The organism is Bradyrhizobium sp. USDA 4341 (genome assembly GCF_054063755.1).
In genome coordinates, this window is sequence record NZ_JBSSGO010000002.1 from 8,396,447 (window position 1) to 8,415,218 (window position 18,772).

Here is an 18,772-nt window from a genome sequence, read left to right on the forward strand (position 1 = left end):
GGATGAGCGGACATTACCAGCGCTCTTCCTCGGCTTCCCATTTTATGGGTACACGACCTAGGCTGCGGTCGCGAATATGGCGCGTTCCCACTCCCGCACGCTGCGTGGGAGCGTCAGTTGCAGAAGCCCGCAAATGCCATATGCGATGCATAATTTCGGAATATTAGAAGAATATCCCCGAATTGCCGGACGTGTCAAGTTGCTTGGTCGAACGCCTGCCGCCGCCGGCACCTTTGCATGGGGTTGTTTTCGATATTTTGGCAGCGCCCCTGCGACGGCCCGATCACTTCATATCGCTCTAGCCGCCTTTCACCGCGCCCGCCGTCAGCCCGGCCACGATCTGCCGTTGCGCCAGCACGGTGAGCAGCAGCACCGGTGCCGTCACGATCAGCGCGGCCGCGGCGAGCGAGCCCCAGCTCAGCTGGTCGAACGAGATCATGTTGTAGACCGCGACCGGCAGCGTTCGCGTCTCGCGCCCGGCCAGCACGATGCCGAACACAAAATTGTTCCAGGAGAAGATCACCGCGAGGATGAAGGCGACCGCAAGCCCGGGCCTGGCGATCGGCAGCGCGACATGGCGGAACACCTGCCAGCGTGTGGCGCCGTCGATCAGCGCGGCTTCTTCCAGCTCCAGCGGCGTGGTCTCGAAATAGCCGATCATGATCCAGATCACGATCGGCACCGTCACCACGAGATGAATGATGATCTGCGGCACCAGCGTGCCGAGCAGGCCGAGCCACTGGAACAGCAGGAACAGCGGGATCAGATACGACAGGCCCGGCGTGATGCGCGCGATCAGGATCACGATCGCGGATTTGTGCGCGGCCATCCGCGCAATGCCGTAGCCGGCGGGCACGCCGACCAGCATCGCAAGCCCGGTCGCGCAGCCGGTGACGACGAGGCTGTTGGTGAAATAGGTCAGGAAGCGGTTGGAGGCGAACACGTCGGCATAGTTCTTCCAGGCGAAATGCTCCGGGATGAACACCGGCGGATAGGAGGCATTGTCGATCTCGAATTTCAGCGACAGCGAGGCCATCCAGAGGAAGAACAGGATCGCCGGCGAGACGATGACGAACACCGACAGCCACAGCCCGATCCGCCCGAGAATCTGACGCGGGTTCATGCGCCGTCCCCGAGCTCTGAGGTCCACAGCAGGCGTTTGCGCAGATAGAGCAGCAGCGCCGCCAGCGCCACGATCAGCAGGAAGAACACCACCGCGATCGCCGAACCGTAGCCGAGGTCGTAGTAGACGAAGGCGACACTATAGAGATAGACGTTGATGGTTTCCGACGCCGAGCCCGGGCCGCCCTGGGTGATCGCGAAGATGATGTCGAAGCTTTTCACCGCGTCGATCATCCGGATCATACCGGCGATGAACAGGAACGGCATGATCAAAGGCAGCGTGATGAAGCGGAACACCTGCCAGAAATTGGCGCCGTCGATCTGCGCGCTCTCATAGGGTTCGGTCGGGATCGCGGCGAGGCCGCCGAGCACGATCAGCATCACCAGCGGCGTCCATTGCCAGGTCTCGACCAGCACCAGCGACGGGATCACCGTCGTCGGGTTGAACACCCAGAGCTGCGGCGGCAGGCCGACAAGTGACAGCAGATAGTTCAGGACGCCAAGCTGCGGGTGGAACATCATGGCCCACACCAAGGCGATGGCCACTGGTGTCGCCATCATCGGCATGATGAAGATGCCGCGCAGGAAGCCGCGCGCGGCGAATTTCTGGTGAAACACCACCGCCGCCAGCGTGCCGAACACCAGCGGCAGCACCACCGACAGCGCGGTGTAGGACAGCGTGTGCCCGACTGCCTCTACGAAGCGCGGATCGGTCGGCAGCCGCAAATAGTTGGCGAGCCCGACGAAGACGGTCGGCGAACCGACCTTCCATTCCTGCATGCTCATCCAGATCGTGAACACCCAGGGAAAGACGATCACGGTCAGCACCACGACGAGCGCCGGGATCACGAACGGCCAGTAGGACGGCGGACGCCATTCACGCGCCGGCGCAACGTCCCCAGAGCCTCCGGCTCTGGAGTCTTGCTTTGACGCGTTTTCTTCACGCGAACCGGTACCCACTTCGCTCGAAAACGCTTTGTCCGCCGCCGGCGAAGCCTGTGTCACCACGCTCACGCTTTTTCACTACGCTCCAGGATGGGGCGGAATTGCTCGTGCGCCTTCTTCAATTCGGTGGCAGGATCGGCGCCCGACAGCGTCGCGGTCAGCGCCGCACCGACGATGTCGCGGAATTCGGCGACCGGGATGATGACCGGGAGGCCGAGCTTGGAGATCTTGGCGGAGTCGACCACCGACTGCAGCCATTCCTTGGTCTTCACGCCCTTGGCGACCTCGGGGTCGTCGACGATGGAGTTGCGGAACGGCACGCCGCCGCCGGCCTGCAGCAGGCGGGCGCCCTGTCCCCGCGAGACCACCCATTGGCAGAGCAGGTAGGCGGCTTCCTTGTTCTTGCTCGCCGCGGGAATGCCGATGCCGTCGCCATAGGTCGACGAGAATTTGCCCTTGGGTCCGGCGGGCACCAGCGTGTAGCCGACCTTGCCGACCACGCGCGAGGCGGCGGGGTCCTCCAGCGGCGGCGCCCAGCCGTCGGCGTCGATCCACATCGCCGCGCGGCCTTGCGTGAAGGAGGCCATCGATTCCATCCAGTTGAAGCCGGCGACGCCGGGAGGCGCGCATTTCGTCAGCAGCCGCTGGTAGAGCTTGGTGGCTTCGACGGCCTCGGGGCCGTCGGTCAGGATGTTGCCCTTGGCATCGAGGAATTCGCCGCCATAGTTCAGATAGAAGTTGGTCCACATCGCCATGTTGGCGTTGCGCAGGCCACGGCCGACGAAGCCGTAGATGCCTTCCTTGGGATCGGTCAGCTTCTCGGCGGCGACCGCCATCTCCTCCAGCGTCTTCGGGACCTCGACGCCCTTCTTCTGGAACAACTCCTTGTTGTAGTAGAGGATGAAATAGTCGACCGACCACGGCAGCGACAGCATCTGGCCCTTGTCGTTGCGTGCATATTGCAGGCCGGCGGCCGAGAAATCGCTCTCGACGAGGTCGGGCGGCGTCAGGCTCGGGTCCTTGAGAAAGCCCGACATGTCGGCGAGCCAGCCGGCCTTCTCGAACTGCCGCTTCTGCACATGATAGCTGAGGTGCACGACATCGAAGCTCGGCTTGCCCGACGACAGCTCGATCACGCATTTCTGGCGCTGCTGCTGCTCGGGAATCTGCTCCGATTCGACCTTGATGCCGGAGAGCTCGGTGAATTCCTTGATGTATTTTTGCAGATTGTCGCCGCGCGGCCCCTTGGCGAGGATCACCTCCAGCGTCGTCCCGGAATATTTCTTCCAGTTGACCTCGGCGCGGGCCGGAAATCCGGTCAATCCAACCGCGCCGGCGGCTGCGGTGCCGGCCAGCATCTGCCGGCGCGAGATCAGGTGATGCGACATGTTTCTCTCCCTGGACGGTTCTTGTTTGGGAGAGATAGTAGAGCATGATCCGGAAAAGTGGAAACCGGTTTTCCGAACAGATCATGCTCAAGAAATTGAGCGAGAACATTGATGCGATTTGCAATCGCATCAATGTTTGAGCGTCTCAACTTTCCGTGCCTAGCCCCCACATGCGCGGCGCCGCTGCATAACGCTGCGCCGCGCATGGTGTGGCAGTTATGCCTTGACGAAGGCGAGCAGGGTGCCGTTGGCAGCGGCCGGCGGCACGGTGATGCCGCTGCCGCTCTTCACGCCGGTTGTGCCGAGCGCCTTCTCGGTTGCGGCGAGGTCGGCCGCGATCACGAGGCCGGCGCCGCCGCGATCGGACAGGCCATCCAGCGATACGCCGGGATAACGCTTGCCGAGCTGATCCCTGGTCAGGAACACGAAGTCGGCGCGATCGCCGCCGGACGGCACCGCAACCGCACCGTCGGGATCGTGCCTCGCCGCGATATCGATCATCCTGGAGAGATGCGCGGCATCGGTTGCGGGATCGGGCGAGACGATCAGCGCCTGCTTGAGGCGTTTTGCCCCATTGGCGTGCGTCATCAGTTCGAGGATCCACACCGTCTCGCGGGTCTTGTGCTGGCAGGCGAAGATGCGGACGCCGCCGGGCGCCTCAGCGGTCGGCCATTGGAAGGTGCGGAATTTCGCGGCCGAGACCGTGCCATCAGGCAGCGTCACCGGGCGTTCGAAATCGGTCGGCCCGATCGGCGCATAGCCGCGCGCGCGGATCTCCTCGGCACCGGCTGTCGAATCCACCGCGGTGAACGCGATGCGTTCGATGCCTTCGCCGCGCTTATCGAGGAAGGCGCGCGCCGGAGCATTGTGTTCCGTCGGCGTCAGCACGCCGAGCAATTCCATGTAGTCAGGGTCGAACATGATAGTGTAGTTGCCCGATCCCATATGCGCGCTGTGGGTGCCGCGCGGCGACACGGTGAAGCCGAGCCGCCTGTAATTCTCGGCGGCCTTGTCGAGGTCCTTCACCATGACCACGGCGTGATCGATTCCGATGACGTTCTTGAGTGTCACTTCTTGTCTTCCCGGCTGGAATGAGAGAGTAGAGTAAAGCTAACCAGAACGCGCAGGCCCCCGCAAGAAAGGATCATGATGAGCAGCAATGCCGTGCGCTGGCCCGATTCGCTCTGGGCAGCAGTGACGCCAACCGGCCCCGATTGTCCCGAATTGACGGGCGCGCAGCAGGCCGATGTCGTCATCATCGGCGGCGGCTTCACCGGCCTGTCGACCGCGCTGCATCTGCGCGAGGCCAATGTCGACGTCGCGATCGTCGAGGCCGCCGAGCCGGGCTGGGGCGCCTCGGGCCGCAACAACGGCCAGGTGATCCCGACGCTGTCGCGCCCCGATCCCGAGGACATCATCAAGAGGCATGGCGCGGCCGGCGAGCGCTTCGTCGCGATGCTGCGCGACAGCGCGGCAATGCTGTTCGACGTCGTCAAGCGCTACAACATCGAGGCCGAGCAGGAGCAGGCCGGCTGGGTGCAGCCGGTGCATTCGCCCGGCCGGATCAAGATCGCGGAGCGGCGGGTGCAGCAATGGTCGAAATTCGGCGCGCCGGTCGAATTGCTGTCGCGCGACCAGACGAGGGACATGCTCGGCTCGGATGCCTGGTACGGCGGCTTCTGGAACAGGACCGGCGGTCACGTCAATCCGCTGGCGCTGGCGCGGGGCCTGGCGCGCACCGTGCTCGGCCTCGGTGCGCGGATCTATGCCCGTTCCCCCGCGCTGAGCTTCGAGCGTCGCGGCGATCGCTGGGTGGTGAAGACCGAGAAGGGCGAAATCTCCGGCCGTGCGCTGGTGGTCGCGACCAATGCCTATAGCGGCGAGTTCGCGAAATCGCTAGTGCCTGAGATCGCGACCGAGGTGATGCCGGTGCTGTCGTGGCAGATGGCGACGCAGCCGCTGTCGGACAATGTCCGCAAGACCATCATTCCCGGCCGGCAGGCGATGTCGGACACCCATGGCGAGCTGTATTTTGCGCGTTACGACGCGCGCAATCGCCTCGTCACCGGCGGTGCCGTGCTCGGCCCGGGCGACAAGACCGCGCGGCTGAAGGCGCGGGTGACCGAGCGCTTGCAGCTGATATGGCCGCAGATCGGCGACGTCTCCTTCGACTATGTCTGGAACGGTTATGTCGGGATGACCGCGGATTTCCTGCCGCGCATGCATCACCTCGGACCGAACGCTTACGGCTGGACCGGCTGCAACGGCCGCGCCGTCGCGCTGACGATCCCGCTCGGCCGCGAATTGGCGCGAGCCGTCCAGGGCGTGCCGGAAAGCGAGCTGGCGCTGCCGTTCACCGAGCCGGTGCAGTACATGGCGCACGGATTGCTGCGCAAGCTCGCGCCTTGGATGCTGGTGCTCTATCGGCGCCGCGATGCACAGGAGTTGGTGAAGGGCGATCGCTTCGAGTTGCTGCGCTGGGCGGAGTATGTCCTCGCCTCGCGCCGCTCACGGTGAGCGCGGACCAACGACGCACCACGCGCGATGGCTCGATCAGGCGATCAAGGCATCGCGCTTGCGCGTGAAGTCGCCGCCGGGGATCGCCGACAGCAGCGCCTGCGTATAGGGATGCTGCGGTCTGCCGAACACGTCGGCGGTCAGTCCTTGCTCGACCACGGCGCCGTCCTTCATCACGGCGACGAGATCGCAGATCTGCGCGGCAACCCGCAGATCGTGGGTGATGAAGATGATGGAGAGGCCGAGCTGCTGGCGCAGCCCGGCGAGCAGCTTCAAGACTTGCGCCTGCACCGAGACGTCGAGCGCCGAGACCGGCTCGTCTGCGACCAGCACATCCGGCTTGAGCGCCAGCGCCCGCGCGAGCCCGATGCGCTGGCGCTGGCCGCCGGAGAATTCATGCGGAAAGCGATCGCCGGCGGACGGATCGAGCCCGACCAGTTCGAACAGCTTTCGCGCTTCCGCGATTGCGATCGCCCGGTTGGTGCCGTGCACGATCGGTCCCTGCGCCACCAGCTCGGCCGCCTTGCGGCGCGGGTTGAGCGAGGCGAACGGATCCTGGAATACCATCTGGATGTGGCGCGTTTCGCGCCTGATCTCGTCGCGGCCGAGTTTTGCCCAGTCCTTGCCGTTGAGCACGATCGAACCGCTGTCGGGGTCGATCAGCCGCACGAGGCAGCGCGCGAGCGTCGATTTGCCCGAACCGGATTCGCCGACGATGCCGAGCGTCGCACCGCGCGGCAGGCGGAGCGAGACGTTCTTGACCGCCTCCGTCACCCGCGCGCCGCGGCCGAGGAAGCCGCCGGTGCGGTAGGTCTTGGACACGCCGTCGATGGTCAGGATGTCCTTGCCGGAGAGGATACGTGGCGGCGGTGCTTTCAGCGGCGGAACCGCCGCGATCAGCTGCTTGGTGTAGGCATGCTGCGGATCATTCAGCACCTTGTCGGCCGCGCCTTGTTCGACGATCGCGCCGTGCTGCATCACCACGACGCGGTCGGCGATCTCGGCGACCACGCCGAAATCATGGGTGATGAACAGCACCGCGGTCTTCTTGCGCTGCTGCAGATCGCGGATCAGCTTCAGGATCTGCGCCTGCGTCGTGACGTCGAGCGCGGTGGTCGGCTCGTCGGCGATCAACAGCTTCGGGTCCAGCGCCAGCGCCATCGCGATCATGGCGCGCTGGCGCTGGCCGCCGGAGAGCTCGTGCGGATAGGCCTTCGCGGCAGCCCTGGGGTCGGGGATGCGGACGTCCTCGAGCAGCGCCAGCACCCGGGTGTTGATTTCGGCCTTCGACAGGCCGGTGTGGATTGCAAACATCTCGCCGATCTGGTCGCCGATGGTGCGCAGCGGATTGAGCGCCGTCATCGGCTCCTGGAAGATCATCGCGATCCCCGCGCCGCGCACCTCGCGCATCTCGGCTGGATCGGCGGCACAGAGGTCGCGGCCGTCGAACAGCATCCGGCCCTGTTCGATCGTCACCTCGTTCGGCAGCAGCCGCATGATGGCGTTCGCCATCATCGACTTGCCGGAGCCGGACTCTCCGACCACGCAGAGGATCTCGTTCGAGGCGACCGACAGGGAGACGTCGGACAGCGCGTGCGGCCGGTCGGCGCCTTTGGGCAGGCGCACCGTCAGCCCGTCGAGCGAAAGAACCGTGTCGCTCATCGGCTCTTCAGCCTCGGATTGAGCGCGTCGTTGAGGCCCTGGCCGACAAGCGACACCGCGAGCACCGTGATGAGGATCGCGATGCCGGGGATCGCCGAGACGTACCATTGCACCCGGAGCACGTCGCGGCCAAGCCCGATCAGATTGCCCCAGGAGGCCACGTTGGGATCGGACAACCTCAAGAACGCCAGCGCGCTTTCCAGCAGGATCGCGACCGCCATCACCACGCTGGCATAGACGATGACAGGCGGCAGCGCGTTGGGCAGGATCTCGCCGAGGATCAGCTGGAGGTCCTTCATGCCGAGCGTCTTGCCGGCCTGGACGAATTCGCGGTTGCGTAGCGAGAGGAACTCCGCACGGGTCAGCCGCGCCGGCGCCGGCCACGACACCACTCCAACTGCAATCGTCACCGTGGTCAACGTCGAGCCGAACACCGCGACCAGCACCAGCAGCAGCACGAAGTTCGGCAGGGTCTGGAACGCCTCGGTGATCCGCATCAGCACATTGTCGACCCAGCCGCCGTAATAGCCGGCAAAGGCGCCGACCAGGATGCCGATCAGGATCGCGATCACGGTGGCGACGCCGCCGATCAGGAGCGAGATCCGCGCGCCGTAGAAGATCTGGGCGGCGATGTCGCGGCCGGAATTGTCGGTGCCGAGCAGGAAGCGCGGGTTGGAGAACGGCCAGACCAGCGGCCGGCCGGCCAGCGCGAGCGGATCGCGCGGATAGAGGAAACCCGCGCTGATCGCCATCGCGATCACCAGCAGCAGCAGGATCAGGCCGATCACCGCGGCCGGGCTGCGGAAATAGCGTTTCACCGCGTCCATCGTCAGCCCTCCGCCGCGATGCGCGGATCGAGCCGCGCGTAGAGCAGGTCGACGACGAAGTTCACGACAATCACAAGGAGCGCGGACACGAACACGATGCCGAGCAGGGTGTTGAGGTCGCGCTGCACCACGGATTCATAGGCGAGGCGGCCGAGGCCGGGCAGCGAGAACACGCTCTCCACCACGACCGAGCCGCCGAGCATGGTGCCGGCCTGCAAGCCGATCAGCGTCACCGCCGGCAGCAGCGCGTTGCGCAGCACGTGGCGGGTGATGACATGGGTCTCGTCCAGCCCCTTGGCGCGGGCGGTGCGGACGAAATCGAGGTTCAAGACCTCCAGCATCGAGGCGCGCATGATGCGCAAATAGATCGCAAGGAAGATCAGCCCGAGCGTCGTCGTCGGCAGCACGAGGTGGGCTGCGATGTCGAGCACGCCCCGGATGCCGGTCTGCACCGTTCCGATGTCCTGGAAGCCGCCGGATGGCAGCCATTGCAGATAGACCGAGAACACCACGATCGCCATCAGCCCGAACCAGAACGAAGGGGTGGCGTAGAAGATCAGGCCGAGCGTCGAGATCAAGGTGTCCGGCCAGCGGTTGACGCCGCGCGCGGCGATCACGCCGAATACGAGGCCAAAGAAGAACGCGAACGACAGCGACGCGGTCATCAACAGGATGGTCGGCGGCAGCCGTTCCAGGATCACGGTCGCCACCGGCTTGCCGTAGATCGAGGAGAAGCCGAGATCGAGCCGCACCAGATGCCACAGATAGTTGCCGAGCTGCGCCGGAACCGAGAGGTCGAGCCCGTAGACCTTGCGCAGCTGTTGCGCAGTCGCGGCATCGCCGCCGCCCATCTGCGCCATCAGCGCATCGACGGTGTCGCCCGGCGCGAGCTGCAACAGCAGGAACACGCCGATCAGGATCAGGAACAGGGTCGGAATCGAGGCGGCCAGCCGCCGCCCCGCAAGGCTCAGGATACGCATCGGCTATCTATAGCGTTTTCGAACGAAGTGGACACTGGCCTCTCGGTCACCTCGCCCCGCTTGCGGGGAGAGGTCGGATCGCATCGTTAGATGCGATCCGGGTGAGGGGGTACAGGTCGATCGATGGAGCAATATCGCGGAGAGAGCCCCTCACCCCGCCCCTCTCCCCGCAAGAGCGGGGCGAGGGAGAAGCAAGGCGCGCCGCCTCAAGCCGAAAGCCAAAGATCGTACCAGCTCGCCGAGCCCCAGCGCGGCGTGTTGGAGTGGTTGCGCGCCTTGGCGGTGATCACGGTGACGAAGATCTGCTCGATCGGCATCCAGACCGGCAGCTCGGTGTTCACCTCCTTGACGAAGTCGGCATAGAGCGCCTTGCGCTTGACCGGATCGACTTCGGTCGCGGCATCGTCGATGGTCTTGTCGACCGTCTTGTCCTCCCAGCCCCACTGGTTGGTCCACGGCGCGCCCTTGGGCTGGCCGGAGCGGTACCACACCGTGGTCGAGACCGCGGGGTCGTTGCGATACTGGTGCCAGCCGGTGGCGAGATCGAAGGCGTGGTCGTCATAGACCTGTTTGAGGAAGCCGCCGCCATCGTTGCGCACGATATCGACCTGGATGCCGACTTCTCCCAGCGACTGCTGGATGAAGGTCGACCACAGCGAGATGTCCTCGCCCCACGGCGCCGGCAGCAATTTCAGCGAGAAGCGGTTGCCGCCGGAGGCCTTGAAGCCGGCCTCATCGAGCAGCGCGATCGCCTTGGCCTTGTCGTAGGGATATTGCGGCGTGTTCGGCCCGGGATAGAAGTCGGTCGAGGTCGAGGGGATCGGGCCGGTGCCGAGCTTGGCGAAGTCGCCCAAAAAATTCTCGATGAAGAACGGCACGTTGATCGCATGCGCAATGGCGCGGCGGACGCGGATGTCGGACAGTTCCTTGCGGCGGAAGTTGAACTCGATGGTGTTGGTACGGGCGTTGCCCTCATTGCCTTTGGTTGAGACGATGAAGCGCTTGTCCTTGCCGAGCCGCGCCATGTCCGAGATCGTCAGCCCCGAGAACGGGCTGTAGTGCAATTCGCCCGCCTCCATCTGGGCGGCGGCCGCGGCGCGATCGGTGATCACTTTCCAGACGATGCGGTCGAGATAGGGCGCGTTCGGCCGCCAGTAATCCGGGTTGCGGTCGGCGATGATGTATTGCCCGCGCTCATACTTGACGAATTTGAACGGGCCGGTGCCGACCGGCGCCAGATTGGTCGGGTTCTGCCTGATGTCGCCGCTCTCATAGAGATGCTTGGCGGAGACGTAGCCGAGGTCGGGCAGGGCCCGGAGCAGCAGGTTCAGCGGCATCGGCCGCTCGTAGCGAAAGATCGCGGTCTGCGGATCGGGCGTATCGACCGATGTGAGGAACAGCTGCAGCGTCGATCCGTAGTTGAGGATCTTCTTCCACATGTTCATCGCGGTGAAGGCAACGTCCTCCGAGGTGAACGGCTTGCCGTCGTGCCAGGTGACGCCCTTGCGCAGCTTGAAGGTGACGGTCTTGCCGTCCGGCGTCGCCTCCCAGCTCTCGGCGAGCACGCCGACCGGCTGTCCGTTGGCGTCGAGGTCGACCAGATTCTCCTGGATCTTGCCGCCGATGATGTAGACGCCGGTCGAGGCCTGGATGCTGGGGTTGAGCTGGCGCTGCTCGGCGCCGTAATGGACGTTGAACACGCCGCCCTTGCGCGGGGTTTCCTGCGCGAATGCCCGCATCGGATTGATGACGTTGGCCGCAATCGCGGCCGAGGTCAGAAGGGCCGTGCGGCGGTTGATCTCAAGGCGGGACAAATCCATACGCGGGGTCTCCGGAACATACATAAAGGCTTGCATGGGGCGGCCAGCCGATCGGCCGTGGCGCCCCTTTGCGATGTTACGATGGAATGGGAACCCGAGTCATTTCTAATGCCTCGGCCTTTTTGAAGGATCGTTTCCGAAACCTGAAGTGGCGCCGCGGTGCTCCGCAACCCGAATTGCGGGCAACATTGTCGCACACAGGCCGCGCGAGATGCGTCGAGTGATTCTCTTTAGGGCCCGCTTCGGGAGCCCCGAAGCCGCGCAAACGCTGTAATTTTAGGGGTCGGAAGCGACTTGACTGGAAAAAACACTGGAAAAAACCCTGATTCGGGGGCTGTCCACAGCGATATTGCTGTGGTGAGTGCAGAAAACACTGTTTTTCTCGGCGTTTTCCGCCATATCGTGCCCACTCCAGAATCAATGGAGCAACCATGGCTACCCAACTGTCGAAGTCGCAAGTGATCGAGAAGATCGCGACCACCACCGAACTCTCCAAGCGCGACGTCAAGAACGTTTTGGACTCGCTCGTCGATGTCGGCCACAAGGAGCTGAAGAAGGCCGGGGTGTTCCTCGTCCCCGGCTTCGCCAAGTTCGTTGTGGTCAAGAAGCCGGCGACCAAGGCGCGCAAGGGCACCAACCCCTTCACCGGTGAAGAGATGATGTTCAAGGCCAAGCCGGCCCGGAAGATCGTCCGCGCACGGCCGGTCAAGGCCGCCAAGGACGCGGTTTAAGACGAAAGGCCTCCGGTGACGGAGGCCTTTTGCTTTTGAGCCGTCGCTTCCTGCCGTTGGTTGCCCGCTTGAGCGTTTTCGAGCGAAGTGGACACCGGTTCGCGTGAAGAAAACGCGCCAAAGCAAAGTCTCGAGCTCCGGTTTCTGCTTGAACCAGGACCGGGGCTCTAGACCACCGGCGACCGGCCACCATCGACATTGATGGCGGTGCCGGTGATGTAGGAGCCTTGCTCCGAGGCCAGGAAGCAGGCGAGGTTGGCGAACTCCTCCGCCGTGCCGATGCGGCCGAGCGGCGTGCCCTTGGCAAGGCCCTTGGCGAATTCCCCGAAATCCGTGTTCGGCGCCTGGGCCGCGTGCCGCTTGACCCATTGATCGCTCATGATCAGGCCGACCAGCAGCGCATTCACCAGGATGTTGTGCTCGCCGCCTTCATTGGCCATGACCTTGGTCAGCGCCATGCCGGCGGCGCGTGACACCGAGGTCGGCGCCGAGTTGCCGGCCGGCGCCTTCGCAAAGGTGTTGAGCACGTTGATGATGCGGCCCCATTTGCGCTGCTTCATGCCCGGCCACACCAGCCGGCTGAAGCGGAGCGCGGCGAACAGTTTCAGGTCGAGGTCCTCCTGCCAGGCCTCGTCGCTGATGCTCTCGAAGGCCAGCGTGCGCGCGGTGCCCGCGTTGTTGACCAGCACGTCGATCTTGCCGAGATCCGCGACGATCTGCTCGTGAGCCTTGGCGATGTCGGCGGCCTTGGCGACGTCGCAGACGTAATCGCGGACCACGAGGCCGTCCCTGGCGAGTGCCTCGCGCGCCGCAGTGAGGTCGGCCGCGCCGCGGGCGAGGATCGCGACCTTGGCGCCGGACTCCGCAAACCGCCGCGCCACCGCGATCCCGATGCCCTTGCTGCCGCCGGTCACCACCGCGACGCGGTCCTTCATTGATAGGTTCATTGTTGTTCTCCCTGGGGCTGGCCCTGAGAGAACGCTATCAAACCGACAGCGCGACCAACAAGGTCATGCAGAGCAGGTGTGCTGTGACAATCAGTGCGAGATGGAGCGGGCCGGACATCGGATGTCTCCATTGTAGGGGCGGCACGCATCTCGTGAGGCGAGCACCGCCGCTCGTCTCCCTCCCCCTGAAAGGGGGAGGGCGGGGTGGGGGTTGCTCTCGACGGACGCCGGCGTCTGTGGAGGCAGGATCCCCACCCGATTGGCGCTTGCGCGCAAACCGACCTCCCCTTTTCAAGGGGAGGTGGAAGAGACTGCTAGTTCAAGCTTGCGCTGGCCGTAAAACTGCGGTCGACGGCCTTGCCGACATCCAGCGTCTTGCCGAGGATGCCGTAGCGCGTGGCGCGGTCGGAGGCGGCCTGCACTTCCTTCACCACGGCCTCGTCGATCGCGATCGGGCTGGTCTTCTGCGCGGTGTAGGCGGCGAACAGCACGTCTTCCGGCAGCTTGGTCAGTTCGGCCGTGTTCCTGGCATACTCCGCGACATGGTCGAGCGACCACAGCCGCGCCTTGTTCAGCCGCTGCACCAGATCCTGCACCGCGGCGCGCTTGGTCGCGATCGCGTTGTCGGAGGCGACGATGAAGGTGATGGTCGGCGTCAAGCCCTCACCATCGGCGACGACGCGCGCATTGTCCTTCAGCCTGGCGTAGGAGATGTAGGGCTCCCACACCGCCCAGGCGTCGATCGAGCCGGCGAGCAGCGCGATCTTGGCGTCGACCGGGCCGAGCGGGGCGAAGGTCGCATCCTCGATCCTGCTGCCGGCTTTTTCCAATGTCGCATTGATCAGGAACTGGCCCCAGCCGCCCCGCGTGCCGGCGAGGCGCTTGCCCTTCAGATCGGCCGCCGTCTTGATCGGCGAATCCCCGCGCACCAGGATCGCCTGGGTCCGCGCATCGGAGCGCGTGCCGCCGATCGCCTTGATCGGCGCGCCCGAGGCATAGACCGTGAGGAAGGACAGGTCGCCGGTGTAGCCGACGTCGAGCGCGCCGGCATTGATCGCCTCCAGGATCGGGGCTGCGGCCGGGAATTCCGACCACTCGATCTTGTAAGGCAGATCCTTGGCGAGGCCGGAGATATCGAGCAGCGAGCGGTTGCCGCCCTTCTGGTCGCCGACCCGCAGCACGATCGCATCAGCCGCGAAGGCCGCGGCCGACGTCGACAGCGTGATCACCGCTGTGATCAGCGCGGCCGCGGTGCGGCGCGTGAAGGTATAGGGAGAACCCGAGCGGGTCAGTTTGCGCATATGCATTTTCTTTCTGATTCATTCGCTGCTCGTCGGGAAGCGCGGCAGCGTTCGACCGAGTCTATGAGCAAGCCGTTCGCCGTCAACGAAACGGAAAACTGAAATCAGCCCGTGCGCAGCAAGGATGATCTCGCCGAGCCCTTGTGCGTAGAAGACATCGCGCAAGCGGTAGTCTTTCGCTCAAATTTGGTGCAATCGATGCCGTTCCGTTGCACGTCTGCGCCGCGACGAGCGCGAAAATCCTTTCATCGTCGCGCGCTGCGATCGTGGAGAGTTCGGCTGCCGCACCGACCACATTCGAAATTCCATTTCATTGACGGTGAACTTGTCGCGCCGCATCATTTGCGCGTTGCTTTGAGGGCAATAGCGCCGGAGAAATCCGCTTTTTCTAAACCATGAGCTTCGAACGACGGGGCGTGCAGACGGAGACGTTTTGCGCGCGGGGCGGAGCCTTGCCGAAATGCAGGAGTGATGATGTCGACGGATAACAAGAAGACGGTGATGGATCGCCGCACCTTGCTGCGCGCGGGGGCCGCCGCAGCCTTTGCCGCGCCGATCGGCGCCTATAACGCGCAGGCCTTCGCACCGCGCCCGGTCGCATCGGCGATCGACTTCTCCGAATTTCCGATCTGCAAGACCGCCTCCGATGCGCCGCCGCTGGCAGGCAGCCCGCGCAAGCTGAAATTGTCCTGGAACGCCGGCGCGGTCTGCCTCGCGCCGCTCCCGGTCGCCATCGACCATGGCTTCTTCCAGAAGCAGAATCTCGACGTCGAGCTCGTCAACTATTCCGGCTCGACCGACCAGCTGCTGGAGGCGATCGCCACCGGCAAGAGCGACGCCGGGCTCGGCATGGCGCTGCGCTGGCTGAAGCCGCTCGAGCAGGGGTTTGACGTCAAGATCGCCGCCGGCACCCATGGCGGCTGCATGCGCGTCTTGACCCGCGCCAATTCCGGCGTCGACAAGCTCGCCGATCTCAAGGGCAAGATCGTCGCGGTCGGCGATCTCGCCGGTCCCGACAAGAACTTCTTCTCGATCCAGCTCTCCAAGCTCGGGATCGACCCGGTGAGGGATGTCGACTGGCGCGCCTATCCCGGCAATCTCCTGAACGTTGCGGTCGAGAAGGGCGAGGTGCAGGCCTTCCTGTCGTCGGACCCGCTGGCCTATCTCTGGCTGAAGGACACGCAGTACAAGGAGGTCGCCTCCAATCTCGACGGCGAATACCGCGACAAGAGCTGCTGCATCGTCGGCCTGCGCGGCAGTCTGGTGCGGGAAGAGCCTCACGTCGCGCGTGCCATCACCCAGGCGCTGCTCGATGCCGCGATGTTCACCTCGCAGAATCCGGACAAGGCGGCGAAGTCGTTCCAGCCCTATGCGCCGAAGGCGGCGAGCCTCGCCGATCTCGAGGCGATGGCGCGCTACCACACCCATCACCATCATCCCACCGGCGAAGTGCTCAAGCGCGAGCTCAAGGGCTACGCCGACGACCTGAAATCGGTGCAGGTGTTCAAGCAGAGCACCGACACGGCCAAATTCGCGGAGCGGATCTATGTCGACGTATTCAGTGTCTGACGCGACGGCCGCCGCGCCGCGCGCCGCGGTCACGTTCTCGAACCTCTCCAGCAGCTATGGCGTTGGCCTCGCGGCAACCCTCGCCTGGCTCGCGTTCGGCCTCTCGTGCCTCTATTGGCCCGATGTCGGCGACTGGTCGCGGACCCAATCGCTCGGCATCGGCGCGATCGTCATCGCGGCCTTTATCCTGTTCGGTACATTCAGCGCGGATTATCTCGGCAGCGCCGGGCAGGCGCTGCGCAAGCGTGCGCCATGGCTGGTGGCCTTCGGCGCGTTCGTGACGCTATGGGAGGTCGCCACCGCGAAGTTCGCCTGGCTGCCGCTGCCGTTCTTCCCGCCGCCGCAGTCGATCCTCGAGGTCTACACCGACGATCTGCCAAAGCTGCTCGACAGCGTGTTCGCCTCGATCAAGCTGCAGCTCGGCGGCTACATCATCGGCGCGACGATCGGCTTTATCACCGGCGTCTCGATCGGCTGGTCGCAGAAGATCGGGTACTGGGTGCATCCGGTGCTGCGCTTCATCGGTCCGCTGCCCGCCACCGCCTGGCTGCCGATCGCGTTCTTCACTTTCCCGTCGAGCTGGAGCGCCTCGACCTTCCTGATCGCGCTTGCCACCGGATTCCCGGTGACGGTCTTGACCTGGTCGGGGGTGGCGAGCGTCAGCACCGCCTATTACGACGTCGCGCGCACGCTCGGCGCCAAGCCGTCGTTCCTGGTGCTCAAGGTCGCGATCCCTGCCGCGTTGCCGCACGTGTTCGTCGGCCTGTTCATGGGGCTCGGCTCGTCCTTTGCCGTGCTCGTGGTCGCCGAGATGATCGGCGTCAAGGCCGGGCTCGGCTGGTACCTGCAATGGGCGCAGGGCTGGGCGGCCTATGCCAACATGTATGCGGCGCTGATCGTGATGTCGCTGCTCTGCTCCGGCGCGATCACGCTGTTGTTCCGGACCCGCGACCGCCTGCTGGTCTGGCAGAAGGGCGTCGTCAAATGGTAGTGCAATCCGCCGCCGAGGCGATCACCTATCCCGCCGTCGGCGCCGAGCTCGACATCGAAGGCGTCAGCCACGCCTTCGATATCGACGGTGCGACGCTCCCGGTGCTCGACAATGTGAACCTTTCGATCGCGCCGGGTGAGTTCGTCGCGCTGCTCGGCCCGTCCGGCTGCGGCAAGTCGACCTTGCTGCGGCTGGTCGCGGGGCTGGAGAAGCCGCGCAGCGGCGCGCTGCGCGAGGATGAAGTCCGCATCACCGGCCCGCATCCGTCGCGTGTCGTCGTGTTCCAGGACCCGACGCTGTTTCCGTGGCGCTCGGTGTGGGACAATGTCGCGCTCGGGCTGGAAGCGCAGGGTATCCTGAAGGCGCAGCGGCACCGGGTCGATGCCGTGATCGAGCTGGTCGGCCTGTCGTCGTTCCGCAACGCCTATCCGCACCAGCTCTCCGGCGGCATGGCGCAGCGCGTGGCGCTGGCGCGCGCGCTGGTCAATGATCCGAAGATCCTGGTGCTCGACGAGCCGCTCGGCAAGCTCGACTCGCTGACGCGGATCGCGATGCAGGCCGAGCTGGTGGCGCTGTGGCAGCGCAAGGGCTTTACCACGCTGCTCGTCACCCATGACGTCGAGGAGGCGCTGGTGCTCGCCAACCGCGTCATCGTGCTCTCCGATCGACCGGCGCGGATCAAGGCCGACATCGCGGTCGCCCGGCCATACCCGCGGCATCGCGGCGATCCCTATCTGGCCGATCTGCGCAAGCAGATCCTCGGGCTGCTCGGACTGGAGGCGACATGGTGACGACAGCGGCGAGAGAGCTGCCGCCGGCGAACGAGCCGGAGCCCATCGCGCGCGCGTTGCGGCTCGCCGAGGTGTTTGCCGCGCGTGCGCCCGCGCATGATCGCGATGCCAGCTTTCCCTTTGAAAATTTCGCCGACCTGTCGCGCGAAGGCCTGCTGGCGCTGACGGTGCCCGTGGCGCTCGGCGGAGGCGGGGCGGGCGCGCGGGATGCCACGCGCGTGCTCGGCATCATCGGCAAGGCCGATCCGTCGACCGCGCTGGTGCTGTCGATGCATTACATCCAGCATCTGGTGATGGCGCGCAGCACGCGCTGGCCGGGCCGGCTGGCGCGCAAGCTCGCGAAGGAGACGGTCGAGGGCGTGGCGCTGATCAACGCGTTGCGCGTCGAGCCCGAGCTCGGCTCGCCCGCGCGCGGCGGCCTGCCGGCGACCACGGCGCGCCGCACCGAAACCGGCTGGCGGCTGACCGGCCGCAAGATCTATTCGACCGGCGCGCCGATCCTGAAATGGTATTCGGTCTGGGCGAAAACCGACGAGCCGGAGACGCGTGTCGGTTTGTTTCTGGTTCCGGCCGGGTTGCCGGGAACGCGGATCGAGGAGACCTGGGATCATCTTGGCCTGCGCGCCAGCGGCAGCCACACCGTGATCTTCGACGACGTGGTGTTTCCGCTGGACTCTGAGATCGACGTCCGCAGGCCCGACGACTGGAAGGTTCCTGACGTCACCCAGGCGACCGTGCACGCGATCTTCGTCGCCGCGATCTATGACGGCATCGCCCGCGCCGCCCGCGACTGGCTGGTCAAATTCCTGAAGGAGCGGGTGCCGGCCAATCTCGGTGCGCCGCTGGCGACGCTGCCGCGCATGCAGGAGGTCGTCGGCGGCATCGAGGCCCGTCTTGCCGTCAATGCCCGCCTGATCGACAGCTTCGCCGCCGATTTCGATAACGGCTTCCCGCTGTCCGCGATCGAGTCTAACATCATCAAGCTGACGGTGACCAATAATGCCGCAGCAGTGGTGGAGGATGCCTTGTCGCTGACCAGCAATCACGGCCTGTCGCGAACCAATCCGCTGGAGCGGCATTACCGCGACGTGCTGTGCGGCCGCGTCCATACCCCGCAAGACGATGCCACCCGTGTCTCCGCCGGACGCTCCGTGCTGGGCGTCTGAAACAACAGTCAACAA

Annotated in this window: 16 protein-coding genes; 6 read left to right on the forward strand and 10 right to left on the reverse strand. The window is 65.1% G+C overall.

Features of this window, described 5'->3' with window-relative positions; genetic code table 11:
- Positions 1-298: 298 nt before the first annotated feature.
- From ACVIGB_RS45265 to ACVIGB_RS45280, 4 genes are all read right to left on the reverse strand, one after another.
- Positions 299-1,123 (reverse strand): carbohydrate ABC transporter permease, encoded by an 825-nt coding sequence (locus ACVIGB_RS45265; protein WP_456724400.1) that lies wholly within the window; start codon positions 1,121-1,123, stop codon positions 299-301.
- Positions 1,120-1,971: a carbohydrate ABC transporter permease gene (locus ACVIGB_RS45270; RefSeq protein ID WP_456725269.1), complete on the reverse strand. Its 852-nt coding sequence runs from the start codon at positions 1,969-1,971 to the stop codon at positions 1,120-1,122. Before ACVIGB_RS45270 ends, ACVIGB_RS45265 begins: the two co-directional genes overlap by 4 nt.
- A gap of 161 nt (positions 1,972-2,132) precedes the next feature.
- Positions 2,133-3,455 carry an ABC transporter substrate-binding protein gene (locus ACVIGB_RS45275; RefSeq protein ID WP_420969972.1) on the reverse strand — a complete coding sequence of 441 codons (1,323 nt, stop codon included), beginning with the start codon at positions 3,453-3,455 and terminating at the stop codon, positions 2,133-2,135.
- A 216-nt stretch (positions 3,456-3,671) separates the two neighbouring features.
- Positions 3,672-4,526, reverse strand: coding sequence for a VOC family protein (locus ACVIGB_RS45280; RefSeq protein WP_456724399.1), 855 nt, complete (start codon positions 4,524-4,526; stop codon positions 3,672-3,674).
- 78 nt (positions 4,527-4,604) lie between these two features.
- Here ACVIGB_RS45280 and ACVIGB_RS45285 point away from each other — a divergent pair, with 78 nt between their 5' ends.
- Positions 4,605-5,972 (forward strand): NAD(P)/FAD-dependent oxidoreductase, encoded by a 1,368-nt coding sequence (locus ACVIGB_RS45285; protein WP_456725268.1) that lies wholly within the window; start codon positions 4,605-4,607, stop codon positions 5,970-5,972.
- A 36-nt stretch (positions 5,973-6,008) separates the two neighbouring features.
- Here the strand turns inward: ACVIGB_RS45285 and ACVIGB_RS45290 are convergent, their stop codons facing one another.
- The 4 genes from ACVIGB_RS45290 to ACVIGB_RS45305 all read right to left on the reverse strand — a co-directional run bounded on the left by ACVIGB_RS45290 (position 6,009) and on the right by ACVIGB_RS45305 (position 11,261).
- A complete protein-coding gene (locus ACVIGB_RS45290; protein ID WP_456724398.1) occupies positions 6,009-7,634 on the reverse strand; it encodes an ABC transporter ATP-binding protein in 1,626 nt (541 codons plus the stop codon).
- Positions 7,631-8,461, reverse strand: coding sequence for an ABC transporter permease (locus ACVIGB_RS45295; protein ID WP_456724397.1), 831 nt, complete (start codon positions 8,459-8,461; stop codon positions 7,631-7,633). The genes ACVIGB_RS45290 and ACVIGB_RS45295 overlap by 4 nt, the downstream gene beginning before the upstream one ends.
- A gap of 2 nt (positions 8,462-8,463) precedes the next feature.
- Positions 8,464-9,441, reverse strand: coding sequence for an ABC transporter permease (locus ACVIGB_RS45300; protein ID WP_456724396.1), 978 nt, complete (start codon positions 9,439-9,441; stop codon positions 8,464-8,466).
- Between the two features lie 206 nt (positions 9,442-9,647).
- Positions 9,648-11,261, reverse strand: coding sequence for an ABC transporter substrate-binding protein (locus ACVIGB_RS45305; protein ID WP_456724395.1), 1,614 nt, complete (start codon positions 11,259-11,261; stop codon positions 9,648-9,650).
- A gap of 431 nt (positions 11,262-11,692) precedes the next feature.
- Between ACVIGB_RS45305 and ACVIGB_RS45310 the strand changes: the two genes are divergently transcribed.
- A complete protein-coding gene (locus tag ACVIGB_RS45310) occupies positions 11,693-11,992 on the forward strand; it encodes an HU family DNA-binding protein (protein WP_021077434.1) in 300 nt (99 codons plus the stop codon).
- A 167-nt stretch (positions 11,993-12,159) separates the two neighbouring features.
- Here ACVIGB_RS45310 and ACVIGB_RS45315 read toward each other — a convergent pair whose 3' ends face one another.
- Both ACVIGB_RS45315 and ACVIGB_RS45320 read right to left on the reverse strand, forming a co-directional pair.
- Positions 12,160-12,939 carry an SDR family oxidoreductase gene (locus ACVIGB_RS45315; RefSeq protein WP_456724394.1) on the reverse strand — a complete coding sequence of 260 codons (780 nt, stop codon included), beginning with the start codon at positions 12,937-12,939 and terminating at the stop codon, positions 12,160-12,162.
- Between the two features lie 314 nt (positions 12,940-13,253).
- Positions 13,254-14,240, reverse strand: a complete 987-nt coding sequence (locus ACVIGB_RS45320) for an ABC transporter substrate-binding protein (protein WP_456724393.1) — start codon at positions 14,238-14,240, stop codon at positions 13,254-13,256.
- Positions 14,241-14,711: 471 nt separating this feature from the next.
- Between ACVIGB_RS45320 and ACVIGB_RS45325 the strand changes: the two genes are divergently transcribed.
- The 4 genes from ACVIGB_RS45325 to ACVIGB_RS45340 are packed head-to-tail and all read left to right on the forward strand — an operon-like array spanning position 14,712 to position 18,757.
- On the forward strand, positions 14,712-15,809 hold the full coding sequence (locus ACVIGB_RS45325) for an ABC transporter substrate-binding protein (RefSeq protein WP_456724392.1): 1,098 nt from the start codon (positions 14,712-14,714) through the stop codon (positions 15,807-15,809).
- A complete protein-coding gene (locus tag ACVIGB_RS45330; RefSeq protein ID WP_456724391.1) occupies positions 15,787-16,800 on the forward strand; it encodes an ABC transporter permease in 1,014 nt (337 codons plus the stop codon). The genes ACVIGB_RS45325 and ACVIGB_RS45330 overlap by 23 nt, the downstream gene beginning before the upstream one ends.
- Positions 16,794-17,591 carry an ABC transporter ATP-binding protein gene (locus ACVIGB_RS45335; RefSeq protein WP_456724390.1) on the forward strand — a complete coding sequence of 266 codons (798 nt, stop codon included), beginning with the start codon at positions 16,794-16,796 and terminating at the stop codon, positions 17,589-17,591. The genes ACVIGB_RS45330 and ACVIGB_RS45335 overlap by 7 nt, the downstream gene beginning before the upstream one ends.
- The gene (locus tag ACVIGB_RS45340) at positions 17,585-18,757 is read left to right on the forward strand and encodes an acyl-CoA dehydrogenase family protein (protein ID WP_456724389.1); all 1,173 of its coding nucleotides are present in this window, start codon (positions 17,585-17,587) and stop codon (positions 18,755-18,757) included. The genes ACVIGB_RS45335 and ACVIGB_RS45340 overlap by 7 nt, the downstream gene beginning before the upstream one ends.
- The last annotated feature ends 15 nt before the right edge of the window (positions 18,758-18,772 follow it).

Bases quoted from the DNA above. Each gene is read 5' to 3' on its own strand.
- ACVIGB_RS45265 (WP_456724400.1), bottom strand. From the start codon at position 1,123: ATGAACCCGCGTCAGATTCTCGGGCGGATCGGGCTGTGGCTGTCGGTG.
- ACVIGB_RS45275 (WP_420969972.1), bottom strand. From the start codon at position 3,455: ATGTCGCATCACCTGATCTCGCGCCGGCAGATGCTGGCCGGCACCGCA.
- ACVIGB_RS45285 (WP_456725268.1), top strand. From the start codon at position 4,605: ATGAGCAGCAATGCCGTGCGCTGGCCCGATTCGCTCTGGGCAGCAGTG.
- ACVIGB_RS45290 (WP_456724398.1), bottom strand. From the start codon at position 7,634: ATGAGCGACACGGTTCTTTCGCTCGACGGGCTGACGGTGCGCCTGCCC.
- ACVIGB_RS45295 (WP_456724397.1), bottom strand. From the start codon at position 8,461: ATGGACGCGGTGAAACGCTATTTCCGCAGCCCGGCCGCGGTGATCGGC.
- ACVIGB_RS45300 (WP_456724396.1), bottom strand. From the start codon at position 9,441: ATGCGTATCCTGAGCCTTGCGGGGCGGCGGCTGGCCGCCTCGATTCCG.
- ACVIGB_RS45305 (WP_456724395.1), bottom strand. From the start codon at position 11,261: ATGGATTTGTCCCGCCTTGAGATCAACCGCCGCACGGCCCTTCTGACC.
- ACVIGB_RS45310 (WP_021077434.1), top strand. From the start codon at position 11,693: ATGGCTACCCAACTGTCGAAGTCGCAAGTGATCGAGAAGATCGCGACC.
- ACVIGB_RS45315 (WP_456724394.1), bottom strand. From the start codon at position 12,939: ATGAACCTATCAATGAAGGACCGCGTCGCGGTGGTGACCGGCGGCAGC.
- ACVIGB_RS45320 (WP_456724393.1), bottom strand. From the start codon at position 14,240: ATGCGCAAACTGACCCGCTCGGGTTCTCCCTATACCTTCACGCGCCGC.
- ACVIGB_RS45325 (WP_456724392.1), top strand. From the start codon at position 14,712: ATGATGTCGACGGATAACAAGAAGACGGTGATGGATCGCCGCACCTTG.
- ACVIGB_RS45330 (WP_456724391.1), top strand. From the start codon at position 15,787: ATGTCGACGTATTCAGTGTCTGACGCGACGGCCGCCGCGCCGCGCGCC.
- ACVIGB_RS45335 (WP_456724390.1), top strand. From the start codon at position 16,794: ATGGTAGTGCAATCCGCCGCCGAGGCGATCACCTATCCCGCCGTCGGC.
- ACVIGB_RS45340 (WP_456724389.1), top strand. From the start codon at position 17,585: ATGGTGACGACAGCGGCGAGAGAGCTGCCGCCGGCGAACGAGCCGGAG.